Source organism: Actinospineispora eucalypti, from assembly GCF_039543365.1.
In the GTDB taxonomy this organism is placed as follows: domain Bacteria; phylum Actinomycetota; class Actinomycetes; order Mycobacteriales; family Pseudonocardiaceae; genus Pseudonocardia; species Pseudonocardia eucalypti.
The window spans coordinates 1-16,595 of record NZ_BAABJP010000003.1; the positions used below are offsets into that span (position 1 = coordinate 1).

Here is a 16,595-nt window from a genome sequence, read left to right on the forward strand (position 1 = left end):
CGCCGCGCAGCCGCAGGAAACGGGCCATCCGGTTGGCCCAGCCGTCCAACTCCTCGTAACTGAGCGACTTCTCACCCGCGTCCACCGCCAGCTGCCCGGGCCGCCCGTACCGGCGCACCCAGTCGCAGCGCTCCTCGAACAAGTGATCAAGACGCTCGTCCTGACGGACCCGCCAACCCTGCGCCTCATGCTGGTCAACCACGATCAGATCCGACAGCGACTGCGCCCGCATCGGCCGGCCTTCAATACTCTCGTCAATGCTCTCGATGCTCTGGTCGATGCTCTGGTCGATGCTCGGGGCGCTCACCGGGATCACGCGGACCAGGAACGGGTGGGCAGCTCGACACCCGCATTGATGCCGTCGAGCACGTCCTCGCCATACAGGTCCTGGATCCAGGTGCTCTGGTAGACGGTGTCCAGATACCGCTCACCAAAGTCGGGGGCGATCGCCACCGAGGTCAGGTGCTGGGCACCGCGATCGGCCAGCCACTGAGTAGCACCGCTGACCACGGTCCCGGTAGACCCACCGAACAAGAAACCCCGCCGAGCCAGGCGGTGACAGGCGCGGACGGTGTCCGCCTCCTCCACATACACCACCTCATCCACATAAGACTCGTCCAGCTGCGGCGGGCGGACACTGGTACCCAACCCGGGGATCATCCGGCGCGCGGGAGGAGCACCGAAGGTCACCGAACCCACCGCGTCCACCGCGACAATCCGCACCCGCGGGTGATGACGCCGGAAATAACGCGCGCAACCCATCAGCGTGCCGGTGGTACCCGCCCCGACAAACAGCACGTCCAGGTGCGGGAACGCGGACGCGATCTCGGGCGCGGTGGTCTTGTAGTGCGCCGCCGAGTTGTTCGGGTTGGCGTACTGGTTCAACCACACATACCGCTCATCCGAGTCACACAACGACCGGACATAATCGATCCGGGCACCCAGGAAACCACCGGCCGCGTCCGGCTCAGTGACCGTGTGCACCTCGCCACCCAACGCCTCCATCAACCGCCGAGTAGCCAGGTTGCAGCGCGGGTCGGTCACACAGATGAACCGGTACCCCTTGCTCGCCGCGATCATGCTCAACGCCACACCCAGGTTCCCCGACGAGGACTCCACGATCACCGACCACGGCGTCAAAAGCCCATCCCGCTCGGCCGCCTCGACCATCCCAGCGGCCGCCTTCAGCTTGATCGAACCGGCGAAGTTGAAACCCTCACACTTCAAGAACAACGAGCTGCCGAAGATCGACCGCAGGTCGACGAACAAACCCTCTTCGTTGTACTCCTGCGGGAGCGAAATGACCGTCACGACAACTCGCCTCGCTTCTTGACCTGGAGTTTCGTGTCCGGACACACAGTGCTGCCACGGCTCGCGCCGAACCATGGTGAGCACACCCGAACCCGCCGGGGGAGATCCCGCTCGACAGGTAGGGTTACCCCGAAAATCGCAGGTGACAGGCCTGGTGACGCCCTGCAGGGGGTCAGCGGCTGGCGACTGTGCCCACCTGACTGGTCGGTGGCATTCGTAGAGGGTGGTGCCGTTGGCCGGTGCCGGGGCGTCGGTGGCCGGCACGCAGGGCGCGACTATCCGGTCCGGCACGTGCTCGCGCGGCTGGGCCGGGCAGGGTCGCGGTGGGTGGCAATGCGATGAAGCGCAGGTCGCCCTCCCGCAGCCGCGCACCGCGGGACCCTCCTACTACGGCCCGTCGTAGACGGCTCTGCCGATCAACCCGGTTCGGCGGCCGTAGCGGCGCCGTCGGCGAGGCCCAGTCGCAGATGCTCGCTGTGGTAGATGGCTTCGTCAAGCAGTTGGGCGACGTGGTTGTCGTAGAGGCTGTAGACGATGCTGCGCCCGGTGCGGGTGCCGGTCACCAGGCCGAGGTTGCGCAGCAGTCGGAGCTGATGGGACACGGCCGACTGTTCCATGCCGACGGCTTCGGCGAGGGCGGTGACCGGGAGCGGGCCGTGGCGCAGCTCGGTGAGGATGAGCAGCCTGCTCGGTGTGGCCAGCGCCTGCAGCGTGGTGGCCACGTGCCCGGCCGTGACGGCGTCGAGGCGGGCGGCAGGCGGCGCCTGGCCGGAGGTCCCGTGTCCCATGGCGGGCCAGCTTAATCCCTGAACAGCCAATCATCTATGCATGATGACCTCTTCATATATTCCTCCTACTGTGGTGGCCAGTCACTGCGGCGATGGAGGTTTCGCGTGCCCCAGTCCGCCACCCTGGCCGAGCAGTCCGCCGGGCCGTCCCCATTTGCGGCCGATCCCGGGGCGCGGTGGGCGCGGCTGATCGCCGTTCCCGAAGCGCGCTGGGCCGGTATCGCCGTCGCACTGTTCCTGGCCGGGCTGGTCGCGCAGTTCTCGGGTGGCCCGTCGTGGTTGTGGTGGGCGTTGTACCTGGCCTGCTACCTGGCTGGCGGTTGGGAACCTGGCCTGGCGGGGTTGCGGGCGCTGCGCGAGAAGACGCTGGACGTGGACCTGTTGATGGTGGTGGCCGCGCTCGGCGCGGCGGCGATCGGGCAGGTTCTGGACGGCGCGCTGCTGATCGTCATCTTCGCCACCTCCGGCGCGTTGGAGGCACTGGCCACCGCGCGGACCGAGGACTCGGTGCGCGGGTTGCTGGACCTGGCGCCCGACACCACAACCCGGTTGGACCCCGACGGCGGCGAGCGGACCGTCGCGCTCGTGGACCTGGAGGTGGGCGATGTGGTGCTGGCGCGGCCCGGCGAACGGATCCCGGCCGACGGAAAGGTGATCAGCGGGGCCAGCGAGGTCAATCAGGCCGCCATCACCGGGGAGCCCCTGCCCGCCGACAAGACGGCGGGTGACGCGGTGTTGGCCGGCACCCTCAACGGCACCGGCGCGCTGCGCATCCGGGTGGCGCGACGGGCGGGCGAATCGGTGGTGGCCCGGATCGCCGGCCTGGTCGAGCAGGCCAGCCGAACCAAGGCCCGCACCCAGCTGTTCATCGAGAAGGTCGAGCAGCACTACTCGCTGGGGATGGTGATCGCCACCCTCGCGATCTTCGCCCTGCCGCTGCTGTGGGGCACCGGGGTGCGGGAGTCGCTGTTGCGGGCGATGACCTTCATGATCGTGGCCTCACCCTGCGCGGTGGTGCTGGCCACCATGCCGCCGCTGCTCGCGGTGATCGCCAACGCCGGGCGCCACGGTGTGCTGGTGAAGTCCGCCGTCGCCCTCGAGCGGCTCGGCTCGACCACGCGGGTGGCGTTCGACAAGACCGGCACCCTGACCCGGGGCGTGCCCGAGCTCACCGGCCTGCACGTGCTGCCCGCCGCGGGCACCAGCGCGGACGCGCTGCTGCGCGTGGCCGCGGCGGCCGAGTACCCCAGCGAACACCCCCTCGCCTCGGCCATGCGCGCGGCCGCCCGCGCCCGAGGACTCGAACTACCCACAGCGGAGAACTTCCAGGCGCACCCCGGCCGAGGCATCTCGGCGCGGGTCGAGGGCCGGCTCGTCGAGATCGGCGCCCCCCACGCACTCCTGCCCGAGGGTTCCCCGACGGCCCGCGCCGCCGTCGATGCCGTGCGCCAACGGGGAGACACAGCGGTGATCATGCTGTGCGACCGCCACCCGGTCGCCGTGCTGGCCATCACCGACCCAATCCGCCCCGAGGCCACCCCGACCATCGCCGCGCTCACCCGGCTCACCGGTGTGGCGCCGGTCCTGCTCACCGGCGACAACCACACCACCGCCAGTCACATCGCCCGCCAGGCCGGCATCACCGACATCCGCGCGGGCCTGCTGCCCGAGGACAAGGTCAGCGCCGTGCGCGAACTCGAAACCGGCCAGCACCGGGTCACCGTCGTGGGCGACGGCATCAACGACGCCCCGGCCCTCGCCGCCGCGCACACCGGCATCGCCATGGGCAGGGCCGGCTCCGACCTGACCCTGCACACCGCCGACGCGATCATCATCCGCGACGACCTCACCACCATCCCCACCCTCATCACGCTGGCCCGACGGGCCCGACGAGTGGTCACCGCGAACCTGGTCATCGCCGCGGCCTTCATCACCGGCCTGGTGCTCTGGGACCTGTTCGGCACGCTGCCACTACCCCTCGGAGTCGCCGGCCACGAAGGCTCCACCATCCTCGTCGGCCTCAACGGCCTACGCCTCCTACGCGACACCGCCTGGCGCCGCGCAAGCAACCCCGCCTGAACACGGCCGTGAGCAACGAAGCCGTCGCCCGACACGAGGTCGCCTTTCCCTCCTCCGGCGACGAGTGCCGCGCCTGGCTGTTTCTCCCCGAGACCGGGCGAGCGCCGCTGGTGATCCTCGGGCACGGCCTGGGCGGCACCCGTGAGGACGGTTTGGAGCCGTTCGCGCGTCGGTTCGCCGAGGCGGGCATCGCCGCGCTGGTGTTCGCCTACCGGCACTTCGGTGACAGCGGCGGGCAGCCGCGGCAGCTGCTGGACATCGGGCGCCAGCTCGAGGACCGGGCGGCCGCGCTCGCCTACGCGCGCGTCCCGCGGGAGATCGACCCGACACGGATCGCGCTGTGGGGCACCTCGTTCGGCGGCGGCCATGTGCAGACCGCCGCCGCCCGCGACGGCGGCGTCGCCGCCGTGGTCAGCCAGTGCCCGTTCACCGACGGAATCGCCGCGACCGGGGCGGCCCACCCGCTGTCCCTGCTCGGATCGGCCAGGCTCGCGCTCCGCGACCTTCTGGCCCAGCCGCGGAGTCGCTCGACTACAACTGGCTGGTCGTCGCCTCGGGCTTCGGCGGCAGCGTGGCCGCCTTGCGGCGGGCCGAGAAGGGGCACCGGGTAGCGGCGCAACAACCCTTCCGCCATGCCGCCGGCGCTAGCTACCGGTCCGCTCCTCCAGACCGACCGCGTTGATCAGGTCCCGCCGGTCCTTCTGTAGGTCACGTGGCTCGTTACCGGCTTCGCTGTCCATCAGGTCGGCCAGCGCGTCCGCGATCGCGTTCAACTTGTGCTGGACCGCGTCGTCGGACCGCCGCTGGGTGTTCTGCAGCAGCGCGACGAGCAGGAACGTCACGATCGTAGTGATGGTGTTGATCACCAGTTGCCAGGTGTCGACGCTGTCCAGGATCAGGAACGACGGCGCCCAGAGCAGCACCAGGAGCACGCAGAAACCGAAGAAAACCGCTCGTGAGGTCAACCGGCTGGCGCTGGTGGCGAACTTGTCGAACACGGACAGATCGGGCTCGGGCGGTTCCTCCGACCGGTTCGGTTCACGGGTTGTTGGTTGCTTGGCCATGCGATCGACTACCCGCTACCAGCGGCTCTATGTGTGGCGCCGCCAGTGGACCCAAAACGGGCGCCGACGGGCCGATCACGGCGCCGCCGGCGTCCGGTCCTCACCAGGCGTGTCCTGTTATGCCTCTTCGGCGCGTTGGCGGGCCTCGTTGGCCGCCGCCTCGGCGCGGGCCTTCTCCGCCTCGGCTTCCTTCCGCGCCACCTCGCGCTGGGACTCGGCCTTGTCCTGCTGCGCCTCGCCCTCACGACGCAGTGAGTCCTTGCCGGTCAGAGCGCCGGCGGCCGCCTTGGCCTTGCCTTTGATGTCCTCGACGATTCCCTTGGCGCCGGCCTCAGGCCCGCTGTCCTTGTCAACCATATTGTCCACCTTTCTGCGTGTGACCGCACGCCCCCGTTGAGGCGTGAAAGGGAGCTGACTGATTGTTTTTGGTGACGATGTCGCCACTGCGCCACCCACTCCGCCAACGGCGGGTCAGTAGTACCACTTTCGCCCGGCCAGCGGGCGGCCCACGGCACCGAGCAAAAGCAGGATCAAACCAACGACCAGCAGAATGCTGCCCACCGTGGAGATGATGGAGATGTGGGTAATCCATCCGACCAGCAAGAGAATAATGCCGAGGATAATCATTGCGCCTCCGTACGGAGAATTGTTGTCGAAATGCCGTTACCCCGGCCGACCCTGGCTAAACCGTCACCTGCGTTCGGTGATGCCGCGCAGCAGGTCCGCCAGCCCGCCCTCGGCGCGGCCGCGCAACCGGGCGCTGGTGCGCACCCTCGGTTGGGTGGGACGGTGCAGGCGGTGACCGCCGGTGCTCATGGTTTGCCACAGCCGGTGCTCCTCGCCGGGTCCCTCGAGAGGAAACCCGCCACAGCGGTGGTAGACATCGGCGCGCAGACCGAGGTTTGCCGCGTATACGTGCTGGTGGGTGTCCCCGTTCATGCCGTCATCGAGGATGGTTCGGTAGTGCTCCAGGGCCTCGGCACTGAGCCCGGGTTCGCCGCTGAGTTCCGCCAGGCCGGCGACGCCGTGCGCGCCGGCCCGGGCGTGCCGCAGGTGCTCGGCCACCCAGGACTCCGGCACCGTGGTGTCCGCGTCGGTGCTGAGCAACCAGATCCGCTCCGGCGCGACCGGGGACAACCGGCGCACGATGTCCCGCACACCCAGGTCGCGCAGGTAGCCGACGCCCGTGCCGGCCGGCCGATGGTGCACCGGCAGCACCTGGGCGCCGGCCCATCCGGCCAGTTCGGCGGCCACCCGGGACGGGGTTCGGTCGGTGCACCGGTCGAGCACGACGGTGACCGCTGTCCGGCACTGCCCGTCCAAGCCCCGAAGCGCCGCGCGCACACCGCGCAGGGACTCCCGGATCAGGTCCTCCTCGTCGTGCGCGGGCAGTACCACGCCCACCGCGTCGATCACCGTAGCGATCATGGCCGACTCAGTACCCGGATCACGAACCGCTCATCGCGGTGTTCGGCGCGCTCGACCAGCTCGGGGCGGGCGCGCACCAGCCCGGCGGTGTCCGCCTCGTCGCGGGGTGCCTCGGCCGGCCAGCCGCGCCAGTGCGCGAGTACCAGGTCACCACCCGGCTCGAGGGCGGCCAGGGTGGCATCCAGCGTCGCCATCAGGGTGGCATCGTCGAGGTAGTAGAGGACCTCGCTGAACACCACCAGGTCGATCGGCGCGGCCGGGACCCCACGCGGCAACCGAGCCTCACTCACCCGCACTCCTAGCCGGCCCTCGACGCGTCGCCGCGCCCGCCGGGCGGCCTCGGGCACCGGTTCGGTGGCATCCAGCCGTGCACACCGGCCGGCCAGCGCCACGGTCAGTGCGCCGGTGCCGCATCCGGGCTCAAAGCCGTGCCGGTACCGCTCGCGGGGCAGGCTCGCACACAGCACCGCCCGCTTGCGTCGCTCGTACCAGGACTGCTCCGCCCACGGGTCGGCGCCACCGGCGTAGAGCTGGGCGAACCGGTCCAGCGGCGCACCGGTCCGGCGGGGTTCGCGGAATACCAGCTCGGCGGACCGGCCGGCGGCGGCCAGCAGCTCGGCGGGCAGCACCGGTTCGCACCCGGGCGGCGGCTCATCCAGCTGGGAGACGTACCGGGCACACGCGGCGCGTTTGGCCACCAGGTCACCCGCCCCGAGCGGGAGCGACCTGGCCAGCCGCCACGGTATCTCCGGCTGCTCGGGGCGCATCCAGGCCCACATCCAGATCGGGTAACCCCAGCCGTAGGTGGTGCTGGCCGCGGCTGCGGAGGCCGCGCCACCGACCGCGCGATGGTCCGGGTGCGGGTCACCGGTCCACGGCGCCAGGTAGGCGTCGGCCCCGGCAAGCGGCCCGATAAGGCGTTCGGTGAGTTCGCCGAGGTGCTCGGCGAGCCGACCGTCCGGCAGCCCCAGCCAGTGCACCGGCAGCTCCTCGAGACCGGCGGCGTGCAGCGCGGCATACAGCTCGGCGCGCCGCGTGCGAGCGAGCTCGGTCCGCCGACGCCGGTCCAGCCCGGGATAGGCGGCCTCGCCGTCGGTGGCCACCACCAGGGTGGTCTCGGTCCCGGCGCGGTGCAGCGCGCGGAGCGTGCCTCCTACGCCCAGCGTTTCGTCGTCCGGGTGCGCGGCGAGCGCCACGACCTTGCGGTGTCCGGTCAGCTCCAGGGTCGGCGGCCGGCGGGCGGCGAGGGCGTCGGTCCACCGCTCGGGCGAGGTGTTGGTCATCCGCGTGCCGCGAGCAACTCGGTGGCCAGCTCGGCGAAGTCCCGCTCGCCGTGATGCTGGCGTAGGTAGACCTGCAGATTGGCGAGCTGGGCGGCGAACCAGCGGTCGCCGCCCAACGGGCCGGGTCCGGTCGCCCTGGGCAGCCGGTCCAGCGTGTCGCGGCAGCCGTGTTCCACCGCGGCGCGCGCGGTGGCCAGCGCCATCCGGTGGTCCGCCTCCGGGACGGCGTCCAGCTCGTCGGCGGTGGCCCGCAGCAGCGCCTGGCAGGCGGCGAGCAGGGCATGCAGCTCGCCCAGCTGCGCGCACTGGTGCGGGTCCACGCCGGTGACGCGGGCGGACTCGAAGGCCCGGTCCAGCAGGCCCGCCGCGCCGCCCCACCACACCGCCGCCACTCCGCCGCCCCCGGCGGCGAACCCGGGGCGCTCGGTGTACCAACCGGGACCGCCCACCAGCCGGTGCACGGGGACGTCGGTGAAGCTCACCGTCCAGGTCTGCGTACCGGCCATCGCGGCCGCCCGCCAGCTGTCCGGATCCGGCGTCACCCCGCCCTGCCGGATCGCCACCTCGACCAGCAGCGGTGCCGACTCGGCCGCTTGCGGCTCGACGACCAGCAGCGCACGGTCCAACATCCGAGCGCCCGAGCAGTACCGGGCAAGCCCATCCACCCGAAGCTGCCCTTCGCGCTCCGTCAACCGGGGACCGACACCACCGGGGCGGGCGGCCCACACGCCGTACAGCCCGTCGGCGCAGGCCAGCAGCCCCGCCTCGGAAAGGATCGCCACCGCATCGGCGTGCCCCTCCGCCAGCCGGGCGACCTCCAGGTCACACCGTCCCCAGTCGGCCAGCCGCGCCCAGCGCCGAGCCGTGGCGCCGGCGCGGGGCAGCGGCAACGTGAGCTCACCGCCGGCCAACATCGCGCGCACCCGCTGCTCGAGCAGCACGATCAGCTCGCCGAGACGCCGGGCAGCGTGCGCACCTTCGCCTCCAGCAGCCCGTTCCGCACCCGGGTGTCGAACCGGGGCACCGGCGCGGTCGCCGGGCCGTGCACCACCTCGCCGTCGGAAACCCGAAACACGCTGCCATGCCAGGGGCAGGTGACCTGGGGCTGGCAGTCCACGCTGCTCAGCTCACCCTCGTGCAGCGGCGCGGACAGATGCGGGCACCGGTCGGACAGCACGACCATCGTTTCTCCACCCTCGTCCCGCACGGATCGACGAAGCACGAACGCCGGCACCTCACCGATCAGCCGCCGGACCGGCTGGTCCAGCGGCAGCTCCGCCACCGGGCCGACCGGCTGCCAGTTCTCCGGCCCGATGTGCTGCACCTCCTCCGCGTGGTTCGCCCCGCTGGCCATCCGGAAGCTCAGATGTCCGCCCAGCGCGGCCGCCGTCCCGGCCAGTACACCGCCGGCCACCGACCGACCCCGACCGCGGCCCGAGCGGCGGGCACGGGCACCCAACGCGCCGACATAACAGCCAACGGCGGTGGCATTCAGCGCGGCATGCACCAGCCCCACCCGCTGTTGTTCCTCATGCCCATCGGCGAAGTCCGCCCAGCCCGCGGCCGCCGTGGGTCCGGTGGCCAGCAAACCGACCACGATCAACCGGCTGGAGTCGCGCCGCCGACCGCCGCACAGGTCGATCAGGCTCGCCGACAGCAACGACCCCAAAGCCAGTTGGGCCAGCGCCGGGTGCAGCGGATGGCCCAGCCAGACGCCATGCAGCGCGTCCTTCAGCCGCCGCCGGCGAAGAAGACGATGCACCAGATCCCGCGCCGAACCGGCGACCCCGTCGAGTCGCACAGCCCGCTCGATGCGGCGGATCGGTTTCTCGGTGAGCCTCATGCCCCTTGGATCGACCGCATCACGGCGTTCAAACACCCGAACTCGTTGAGGGTTGACGTCCGCCCGGCCGGGTAGTCGCCGCTCATGACCGAATCCACCCGTACCACGACGGCCGTCGAGGTGACGGACATGTTCACCAGCGAGCTGGTGGCTCAGGTGCGCGGCCGCTCGACGGACAGGCTGGCGCAGCTACGCGACCAGGCCAAACTGATCGCCGGTGAGCAGCTGCCGCGCAGCGCATCGGTCGTCGGGGAGCAGGCCCGCTCGGCCGGTCAGCGGCTGAAGCCGGTGCTGGTCCTCGGCGTGATCGGGATGACCGCGGTTGTCTTGAGACGCCGTCGACGCCGAGGGACCGGCGCCCACACCGGCATCAAGCCCTGATCATCGACCCTCGGCGTTTGCCGCCCCGGTGCCCGGGAATCCTCGATCACCGGGGCGGCCTCGGTTGCTTGAGCAGCCGCGCCACGGCCGGTTCCACGATGTCCCGGGCTTCCGCGGCGGCGACGCCCTTCCGGGCCGCCCGCCGGACGGCGCGTTCGATGGTGCGTCCGTGCTCGAACGCCTCCGCGACCCTCGGGTCGATGTAGGACTGCCGTGCGACCGTCGCGGTGTTGCCCAGGTGCTCGGCGACCCGCTTGCAGGCCCGGTTGAACTCGCGGCGACGCCCCCGGGCCGAGCCCGCCCGCTCCCGCCGGCAGTTGGCCAGTACGACGGCGGCCAGCACGGTGGCGTTCCAGGTGCGCAGATCCTTGGCGGTGTACTCCGGCCCGACCAGTTCCTTGAGGTAGCCGTTGATGTCGTCGGCCCGCACGTCGTGCCAGTCGCGGCCGTTCCGGTACACCAGCAGGTCATCGGTGCTCCCCCGTCGGCGCAGCAGCGCGCCGACCAACCGGTGGATCTCCGGGTCGCGCAGCGAGATGATGCGCTCCGCCCCGCCCTTGGCCGGGTAACACACCCGCACCTCGCCCCGGACCCGCCGCACGTGGTCACGGCGCAGGGTGGCCAGGCCGAACGTGCCGTCGTCGTCCTCGTCAGCGGGGGCGTACTCCTCGCCTCCCACCCGGAACGCGCCGAGCTCGAGCATGCGCAACGCCCCGGCGAGCACGCGCTCCCGGCCCAGCCCGCCCTCGGCCAGCCGCGCGGCCACCTGATCACGCATCGGCGGCAACCGCCGCGCCAGCCGCAACACCCGGTCGAACTTCTCGCGATCCCGCTCCCGCCGCCACCGCCCGTGGTACAGGTACTGCTTTCGCCCCGCCGCGTCGGTCCCCACTGCCTGGATGTGCCCGTCCGGCTCGGCGCAGATCCACACCTCCCGCCACGCGGGCGGCACCGCCAGCGCCCGCACCCTGGCCAGCTCCCGCCGGTCCGCCAGCGGCCGCCCGTCCGCATCGAAGTAACGAAAACCCCGGCCGCGCCGGCTCCGCCCGATCCCCGGGTCGGACGGATCGACACGCACCAGCCCGCCGCCCAGATCCGTTTCCGCCACCATGGACCACCGTTACCCCGGCCCGATGGTCATCACTCCGCGGCCACCCTCGGGCCGGTGACGACGAGCGCCTCGAGCTCAGCGGGGCGCCGGTCATCCGGAGCCCGCGGCCCGGCCAGCCTCCGGCGGGCCGGGCCGATGAACGGTTTCCCGGCAGGGGTGGGTGCGGAGCACCCGGTCGACATGCAGATTCCGCTAGTCCAGCACGGCGTCGACCGCCTTCTTCAGCGCACCCGGCTGCGCCGGCCAGCGCGGAGCGTCCTTCCTCGCCTCGAGCATGTCGGCGCCGATCTCCCGCAGCTTCTTGCGGCCGAGCGCTTCCCGAACCTTGGGGAACCACTCCTTTTCCTCTTCCTCGATGTGATGGGTTACGTTCTCAATAAGCACCGTCGTCTTCGCATCGAACCGCTCGGCGTCCCCGCTCATCGTTGCCAACTCCATGCAGAGAACGTCCGCGACGTGATGCTCCTCGTAGGACTCCAAGACGTCATCTTCGACGTCGGGCACGAGTTCCCGGATGGCCGGATACATGAACTCGTTCTCCAGGTAGGTGTGCACGGTGAGCGATTCGATGATCTTCCGAACAACCTTCTCCTTGGTCTTCACCGCGTTTTCGCCGGCCGCCTCGAAATCGTTGAACAGCTTGCGAATCGCGGCATGATCTTCCTTGAGGACGACTATCGCGTCAGTAGACAAGGGAACTCCTCACGGCTCGCCCGAGGTACGCACGGTTCCCCGGGAATGTGGTGGTCGAGAACTGTCCGGCCGGATCGCTCCGGTCGGCCATCACACAGACCCCTACCCGGCCGGTTCGCGCCTACTCGCCGGGCGGACAGTTTCGCCGGCCACACTCGTGGAAAGAAGTAGCGCTCACGCACCGCCACCAAAGCCAGGACATACGCGACAGATCGTGGAGGCGATTCGGGTCGCGGCGGGGCCGATGCCGGGAACGGGAAGCGGCCTCGCCGGCTGTTGGGATGCTCAACCGGCGGGGCCTAGCCGTACGTCATGCCCGGGCACCACACACGGCCTAGCACCCACCTACCCCGGACGCTCCCGTGTATTCGCTCTGTCCACCCTGGAAGCCGAGTCGACAGCTATCGGCATCTGACCACGCGGTCCGCGGCGTGCGGACCGGCAATGCCGCTGGAACGTCGCTGACTTGCACATAGACCCACCTTCACTGGCACCCACGCGACGCGACCGCGTCACGTGGTGCCCCTGTGGGCGTCGCCCTGATGGTGGTTGCTCCCGCAAACACGTCGCAAGCAGTGCCACCATCTACCGGTGGCGGTGTCGCGATAGGTACCTGCCTGCTGGCCGCGATGCCGCCAGTCCAGCGTTCTGCCGCGTCAGAGGGAGTGCGCCACACATGGACCAGGGCCTGGTCTCACCGGACTGGGAGCCGCTCAAGCGGCTGCTACGCACGATCTTGGACCGGATCCGGGCCGGCCTGGGCGACCCACCACCGGTGTCGCTGTCGGTGAGCACCACGTCACGGGCCGGCGTGCTCCGATTGATCACCCTCGGCGAGGGGGCCGGGCTCGTCGAAGCACAGACCGAGCGGTTCGGCGGACCGATCCCGGACGCCATCGCCACCGGCCTGCCCATCCTGGTGACCGATTTGTGGTCCGACCCGCGTTGGCCCGAGCTGACCCGTGAGGCTATGACCGCGCTGCTACCCGATCAGGCCGCCGCGTGGACACGAATCCAAGGCATGGTGGTGCTCCCGACCGGGCACCTCGAACAGAGCACCATCGTGGTGTCGGCCTGCCTGCCCAAACCGGCCGACGAGCACACCCTCGTCGTGCTCGACCGCTACAAGCAGCTCGTCGAGGCGTCGATCGCGGTCACCATCGCCACCGTCGCCGACGGTCCGGACGAGGTGCTGCGGCTGCTCACCAGCCGGGCGATCATTGAACAGGCCAAAGGCGCCGTCGTCGCGGCCACCGGCACCGGGAGCACCCAAGCCTGGCAGGTACTGCGCGAAACCAGCCAGAACAACAACGTCAAACTGCGTGAACTCGCGGTCGCCCTGATCGAGTACCTCGGCGACGAACCAGTCGAACAACCCGCCGGGCTACCCGCACCCATCCGTAACGCTCACGCCGACCAGGTCGCCCGGGCGATGTGGCAACAGCTCAGCACCCAACCCGCACGCGCATGAGCCGACTGACACCGGGTAGCTGAGTTGTACGCCGCTGTACAGCGGGCGACCCGTGGTGCCACCGCGTGGCCATCGTTCTCGGTGTTTGCCACCTCGGTGCCCGGGCATCCGAGAGATATGTGGTCGCCTACCCAGGGAGCCGTCATGAACCACGCCGGGGCGCCCGCCCACCTGATCGAGATCCACCAGGTGCTCGCCGACCTGAGATACCCGGCCGAGCGCTGGCGGGTGATCGCCGAGGCGCAGCACTACGGCGCCGGCTCGGCCTGTATGACCCGCCTGATGCGGCTGCCGGAGCGGACCTACGCGGGCATCGAGGAGATCACCCGGGAGCTGCTGGACAAGCGCGGCTCCCGGCGGGACCCGCCGACCACACTGCAACACCAGCATCCAGCGGCATGAGGGCGCCCGGCGCACGAGGGAGGTACCGACGTATGAGTGGCAAGCTGACCGGGAAGCGCATCGCCATCCTGGCCACCGACGGCGTGGAGGAGGTCGAGCTGGTCGAACCGCGCCGGGCGGTCACCGACGAGGGCGCGGTGGTGGAGCTGGTGTCGATCGAGGAGGGCTCGATCCGGTCGATGAACTCCGACATCAACCCGTCCGAGGAGTATCCGGTGGACCGGCTGGCCTCGGACGCGCGGGCGGCCGACTACGACGCCCTGATCATGCCCGGCGGCACGGTCAACGCGGACCGGCTGCGGATGGACGCCGATGTGCGTTCCTTCGTCACCAACATGGTCAACCAGGGCAAGCCCATCGGCGTAATCTGCCACGGCCCGTGGACGCTGGTGGAGGCCGATCTGGTGCGCGGCCGCACGCTGACCTCGTACCCCAGCCTGCGCACCGACATCCGCAACGCCGGCGGCACGGTGGTGGACGAGGAGGTCGTGGCGGACCGCGGCCTGGTGTCCAGCCGCGATCCCGGCGATCTGCCCGCGTTCACCGCGAAGATCGTCGAGGTGTTCGCCGGGGGTACCTGAGCGCGGCTAGCCCCAGCCGAGCGCGGCCCGTTCCCGGCCGGTGCGGGCGGCGCGGTGCGCTTCGTGCAGTCGCGCGCCGCGCCGGGTGATCATGATGATGCCGGTGAGCAGCAGCGCGCCGGCGAGGCACTGTGCGCCCAGGGCGGCCGGTGAGTCGGCGATCCGCTCGCCGAGCACCACCAGGCCGATTGCCACGGCGGTGACCGGGTCTACGCTGCTGATCACCGCGTTCACCGGGGCCAGCAGCCGGCTCAGCTGCATGGCCCGCTGGCTGAGCAGGAAGCCGGCCGGCGCGACCAGCAGCATGGCGTAGACCGGCCAGTGCCGCGCCGGTTCGGCCCAGCCGTGCGCGAGTTGGTCGGCGACCAGCTTGGCCAGCGCGGCGTTGCCGCCGAACAGCAGGCCGCTGGCCACCGCGTAGCCCAGTGCCCGGTGCAGGCCCCGGCCCAGCGCGGCGACCAGCAGCGCGGTCATCAGCGCCGCGCCCAGCGCCAGGGCCAGCCACCAACCGCCGGCGGCGGTGCCGTGCGGGCCCGGTGCGGCGGTGGGCCGGGCCGCGCCGAGCAGCAGCGCCAGCCCGGCCCAGCTGGTCACGGTGCCGGCCACCAGCAGGGGGTCGGGCCGGCGGCGCGCCAGCCAGGCGGAGAACAGCGAGCCGAACGCCAACCCGCTGATCATGATGGGCTGGGTGAGGGCGAGCGTGCCGTGGGCCAGCGCGGTCAGGTAACCGGCGAAACCGACGCCCACCAGCGCCACACCGGCCAGCCAGGAGGGGCGCCGGGCCAGCGCGAGCCACATGCGGCGCCCCGGGGGGACGAGCTGGGTGGCCCGCTGTTGCAGTGCGGTGCCCAGTGCGGTGGTGCTGGCGCCGAACAGCGCGGCGAGCACCGCGACCAGGGTCTGGTCGGTCACGAGGCCGCCCGTCCCGGTTCGGGACGGGCCTGGGCCTGGGCCTGGGCCTGGGCCTGGGCCTGGGCCTGGGCCTGGGCCTGGGCCTGGGCCTGGGCCTGGGCCTGGGCCAGGATGCCCCGGGCGGTGTCCGCCAGCCGGCGCTGTCGGGCGTGCCGGGCGGCGCGTTGCTGGGTGGCGCGCAGCCGCGCCGGGTGCTCGGCCCACCGGTCGAGCAGGTCGGTGAGCCATCGGCGGCGGGTACCGGTGTGGGCGAGCCCGGCTCCGGCCATGGCGCGCGCGGAGTCCCGGCCGTGCCCGGCGATGGGCCGGTAGAGCACCAACGCCCGGCCCATGGCCAGTGCCTCGGTGGCGGTGGCGCCGCCGGCGTTGTTGACGACCGCGTCCACCCCGGCCATCAGCCCGGCCATGTCCTCGACCCAGCCGAGCACGCGCAGCCGGCGGTCCGGGTACCGCTCGCGCAGGCGTTCCCGCAGCCGCTGGTTGTGCCCGCACACCACCACGGCACTCACCTCGGGGCCGGCGTCAAGCACCGCGCGCACCGCCGAGCTGACCTCACCCAGGCCCAGGGAACCGGCGCTGAGCAGCACGGACACCCCGTCCCGCCGCAGCCCGTGACGTTCCCGCGCGGCCTGGGCCTGCTGAGCCGACGGCGGTTGGAACTCGGGCGGCACCGGCGGGGCGCACACCTCGGTGGGTATGCCGGGGGCGAGCGCCCGCATCCGGTCCCGGCCGGTCCGGTCCAGCACCAGGTAGCGGTCAACCCCGGGATAGACCCAGAAGGCGTGCGGCGCGAAGTCGGTGAGCACCGCGACCAGGGGTACCCGGGTGTGTCCGTGCTCGCGCAACCAGGCCAGCCCGGCGGTACCCAGCGGGTAGGTGCAGACCACCACGTCCGGGCGCACCGCGTCCAGCTTGACGGCCAGCTCGCGCGCCACCCGGGCACCCACCACCTCCCGGTAGAACCCGTGCACCCCCGGGGACCGGGCCACCGCCCGGTACCAGAGCTCCTGCAGCACCGGGGTGAACTGGATGGCCAGCCGGTACAGCCACCGGGTGAAGGCCTGCGCGCCTCCGCCGAGCGGGGCGGCGATGACCACCCGGCAGCCCGGCTCGACCCGCCGCAACGCCCCGGCCAGCGCATGCGCGGCCGCGTTGTGTCCCTCGCCGACGGAAGCCGTCAGCAGCAGGACGGTGGGGCCGGAGCCCGCCGATGATGACCGTGCCGTGCCGCCGCTCATGTGCGGTCAA

20 protein-coding genes are annotated in these 16,595 nt (G+C 71.4%); 6 read left to right on the forward strand and 14 right to left on the reverse strand.

The window, feature by feature from the left end; genetic code table 11:
* From ABEB12_RS04210 to ABEB12_RS04220, 3 genes are all read right to left on the reverse strand, one after another.
* A partial coding sequence (locus ABEB12_RS04210; protein WP_345702548.1) for a hypothetical protein occupies positions 1–307 on the reverse strand: 307 nt, incomplete at its 3' end.
* A 5-nt stretch (positions 308–312) separates the two neighbouring features.
* A complete protein-coding gene (sbnA, locus tag ABEB12_RS04215) occupies positions 313–1,311 on the reverse strand; it encodes a 2,3-diaminopropionate biosynthesis protein SbnA (RefSeq protein ID WP_185064876.1) in 999 nt (332 codons plus the stop codon).
* Between the two features lie 416 nt (positions 1,312–1,727).
* Entirely contained in the window at positions 1,728–2,099 is a 372-nt protein-coding gene (locus tag ABEB12_RS04220) for a metalloregulator ArsR/SmtB family transcription factor (RefSeq protein WP_185064875.1), read from the reverse strand.
* Between the two features lie 123 nt (positions 2,100–2,222).
* On the opposite strand from ABEB12_RS04220, the gene ABEB12_RS04225 reads away from it, so the two are divergent.
* Both ABEB12_RS04225 and ABEB12_RS04230 read left to right on the forward strand, forming a co-directional pair.
* Complete coding sequence (locus tag ABEB12_RS04225) at positions 2,223–4,178, forward strand: heavy metal translocating P-type ATPase (RefSeq protein WP_425572212.1); 1,956 nt, start codon at positions 2,223–2,225, stop codon at positions 4,176–4,178.
* 8 nt (positions 4,179–4,186) lie between these two features.
* Positions 4,187–4,789, forward strand: coding sequence for an alpha/beta fold hydrolase (locus ABEB12_RS04230; protein ID WP_185064873.1), 603 nt, complete (start codon positions 4,187–4,189; stop codon positions 4,787–4,789).
* A 33-nt stretch (positions 4,790–4,822) separates the two neighbouring features.
* Here ABEB12_RS04230 and ABEB12_RS04235 read toward each other — a convergent pair whose 3' ends face one another.
* From ABEB12_RS04235 to ABEB12_RS04265, 7 genes are all read right to left on the reverse strand, one after another.
* Positions 4,823–5,176, reverse strand: a complete 354-nt coding sequence (locus tag ABEB12_RS04235) for a low affinity iron permease family protein (protein ID WP_345702549.1) — start codon at positions 5,174–5,176, stop codon at positions 4,823–4,825.
* A 183-nt stretch (positions 5,177–5,359) separates the two neighbouring features.
* On the reverse strand, positions 5,360–5,599 hold the full coding sequence (mbp1, locus tag ABEB12_RS04240; RefSeq protein ID WP_185064871.1) for a microaggregate-binding protein 1: 240 nt from the start codon (positions 5,597–5,599) through the stop codon (positions 5,360–5,362).
* Between the two features lie 114 nt (positions 5,600–5,713).
* Positions 5,714–5,869 (reverse strand): DUF6131 family protein, encoded by a 156-nt coding sequence (locus tag ABEB12_RS04245; protein ID WP_185064870.1) that lies wholly within the window; start codon positions 5,867–5,869, stop codon positions 5,714–5,716.
* A gap of 63 nt (positions 5,870–5,932) precedes the next feature.
* Entirely contained in the window at positions 5,933–6,670 is a 738-nt protein-coding gene (locus ABEB12_RS04250) for a glycosyltransferase (RefSeq protein ID WP_185064869.1), read from the reverse strand.
* Complete coding sequence (locus ABEB12_RS04255) at positions 6,667–7,953, reverse strand: PIG-L family deacetylase (protein WP_185064868.1); 1,287 nt, start codon at positions 7,951–7,953, stop codon at positions 6,667–6,669. The genes ABEB12_RS04250 and ABEB12_RS04255 overlap by 4 nt, the downstream gene beginning before the upstream one ends.
* Positions 7,950–8,894: an acyl-CoA dehydrogenase gene (locus ABEB12_RS04260; RefSeq protein ID WP_185064867.1), complete on the reverse strand. Its 945-nt coding sequence runs from the start codon at positions 8,892–8,894 to the stop codon at positions 7,950–7,952. Before ABEB12_RS04260 ends, ABEB12_RS04255 begins: the two co-directional genes overlap by 4 nt.
* Before the next feature lie 2 nt (positions 8,895–8,896).
* Complete coding sequence (locus ABEB12_RS04265) at positions 8,897–9,796, reverse strand: Rieske 2Fe-2S domain-containing protein (protein ID WP_185064866.1); 900 nt, start codon at positions 9,794–9,796, stop codon at positions 8,897–8,899.
* Between the two features lie 84 nt (positions 9,797–9,880).
* Between ABEB12_RS04265 and ABEB12_RS04270 the strand changes: the two genes are divergently transcribed.
* Positions 9,881–10,177, forward strand: a complete 297-nt coding sequence (locus tag ABEB12_RS04270) for a hypothetical protein (RefSeq protein WP_185064865.1) — start codon at positions 9,881–9,883, stop codon at positions 10,175–10,177.
* 46 nt (positions 10,178–10,223) lie between these two features.
* On the opposite strand, the gene ABEB12_RS04275 is transcribed toward ABEB12_RS04270, so the two are convergent.
* Both ABEB12_RS04275 and ABEB12_RS04280 read right to left on the reverse strand, forming a co-directional pair.
* Entirely contained in the window at positions 10,224–11,285 is a 1,062-nt protein-coding gene (locus ABEB12_RS04275; protein WP_345702550.1) for a DNA topoisomerase IB, read from the reverse strand.
* A gap of 195 nt (positions 11,286–11,480) precedes the next feature.
* Positions 11,481–11,981, reverse strand: coding sequence for a hemerythrin domain-containing protein (locus ABEB12_RS04280; protein WP_185064863.1), 501 nt, complete (start codon positions 11,979–11,981; stop codon positions 11,481–11,483).
* A gap of 676 nt (positions 11,982–12,657) precedes the next feature.
* Between ABEB12_RS04280 and ABEB12_RS04285 the strand changes: the two genes are divergently transcribed.
* The 3 genes from ABEB12_RS04285 to ABEB12_RS04295 all read left to right on the forward strand — a co-directional run bounded on the left by ABEB12_RS04285 (position 12,658) and on the right by ABEB12_RS04295 (position 14,435).
* Positions 12,658–13,452 carry an ANTAR domain-containing protein gene (locus tag ABEB12_RS04285; RefSeq protein WP_185064862.1) on the forward strand — a complete coding sequence of 265 codons (795 nt, stop codon included), beginning with the start codon at positions 12,658–12,660 and terminating at the stop codon, positions 13,450–13,452.
* 144 nt (positions 13,453–13,596) lie between these two features.
* Positions 13,597–13,854 (forward strand): DUF2795 domain-containing protein, encoded by a 258-nt coding sequence (locus tag ABEB12_RS04290; protein WP_185064861.1) that lies wholly within the window; start codon positions 13,597–13,599, stop codon positions 13,852–13,854.
* A gap of 32 nt (positions 13,855–13,886) precedes the next feature.
* Positions 13,887–14,435 (forward strand): DJ-1/PfpI/YhbO family deglycase/protease, encoded by a 549-nt coding sequence (locus ABEB12_RS04295; protein WP_185064860.1) that lies wholly within the window; start codon positions 13,887–13,889, stop codon positions 14,433–14,435.
* 6 nt (positions 14,436–14,441) lie between these two features.
* Here the strand turns inward: ABEB12_RS04295 and ABEB12_RS04300 are convergent, their stop codons facing one another.
* Positions 14,442–15,347 (reverse strand): DMT family transporter, encoded by a 906-nt coding sequence (locus tag ABEB12_RS04300; RefSeq protein WP_185064859.1) that lies wholly within the window; start codon positions 15,345–15,347, stop codon positions 14,442–14,444.
* The gene (locus ABEB12_RS04305) at positions 15,344–16,585 is read right to left on the reverse strand and encodes an MGDG synthase family glycosyltransferase (RefSeq protein WP_185064858.1); all 1,242 of its coding nucleotides are present in this window, start codon (positions 16,583–16,585) and stop codon (positions 15,344–15,346) included. Before ABEB12_RS04305 ends, ABEB12_RS04300 begins: the two co-directional genes overlap by 4 nt.
* Positions 16,586–16,595 lie beyond the last annotated feature (10 nt).

What these genes read in the sequence shown, in the direction of transcription:
- ABEB12_RS04220 (WP_185064875.1), bottom strand. Translation starts at nt 2,099, where the DNA reads ATGGGACACGGGACCTCCGGCCAGGCGCCGCCTGCCGCCCGCCTCGAC.
- ABEB12_RS04270 (WP_185064865.1), top strand. Translation starts at nt 9,881, where the DNA reads ATGACCGAATCCACCCGTACCACGACGGCCGTCGAGGTGACGGACATG.
- ABEB12_RS04245 (WP_185064870.1), bottom strand. Translation starts at nt 5,869, where the DNA reads ATGATTATCCTCGGCATTATTCTCTTGCTGGTCGGATGGATTACCCAC.
- ABEB12_RS04265 (WP_185064866.1), bottom strand. Translation starts at nt 9,796, where the DNA reads ATGAGGCTCACCGAGAAACCGATCCGCCGCATCGAGCGGGCTGTGCGA.
- mbp1 (WP_185064871.1), bottom strand. Translation starts at nt 5,599, where the DNA reads ATGGTTGACAAGGACAGCGGGCCTGAGGCCGGCGCCAAGGGAATCGTC.
- ABEB12_RS04305 (WP_185064858.1), bottom strand. Translation starts at nt 16,585, where the DNA reads ATGAGCGGCGGCACGGCACGGTCATCATCGGCGGGCTCCGGCCCCACC.
- ABEB12_RS04290 (WP_185064861.1), top strand. Translation starts at nt 13,597, where the DNA reads ATGAACCACGCCGGGGCGCCCGCCCACCTGATCGAGATCCACCAGGTG.
- ABEB12_RS04295 (WP_185064860.1), top strand. Translation starts at nt 13,887, where the DNA reads ATGAGTGGCAAGCTGACCGGGAAGCGCATCGCCATCCTGGCCACCGAC.
- ABEB12_RS04255 (WP_185064868.1), bottom strand. Translation starts at nt 7,953, where the DNA reads ATGACCAACACCTCGCCCGAGCGGTGGACCGACGCCCTCGCCGCCCGC.
- ABEB12_RS04285 (WP_185064862.1), top strand. Translation starts at nt 12,658, where the DNA reads ATGGACCAGGGCCTGGTCTCACCGGACTGGGAGCCGCTCAAGCGGCTG.
- ABEB12_RS04250 (WP_185064869.1), bottom strand. Translation starts at nt 6,670, where the DNA reads ATGATCGCTACGGTGATCGACGCGGTGGGCGTGGTACTGCCCGCGCAC.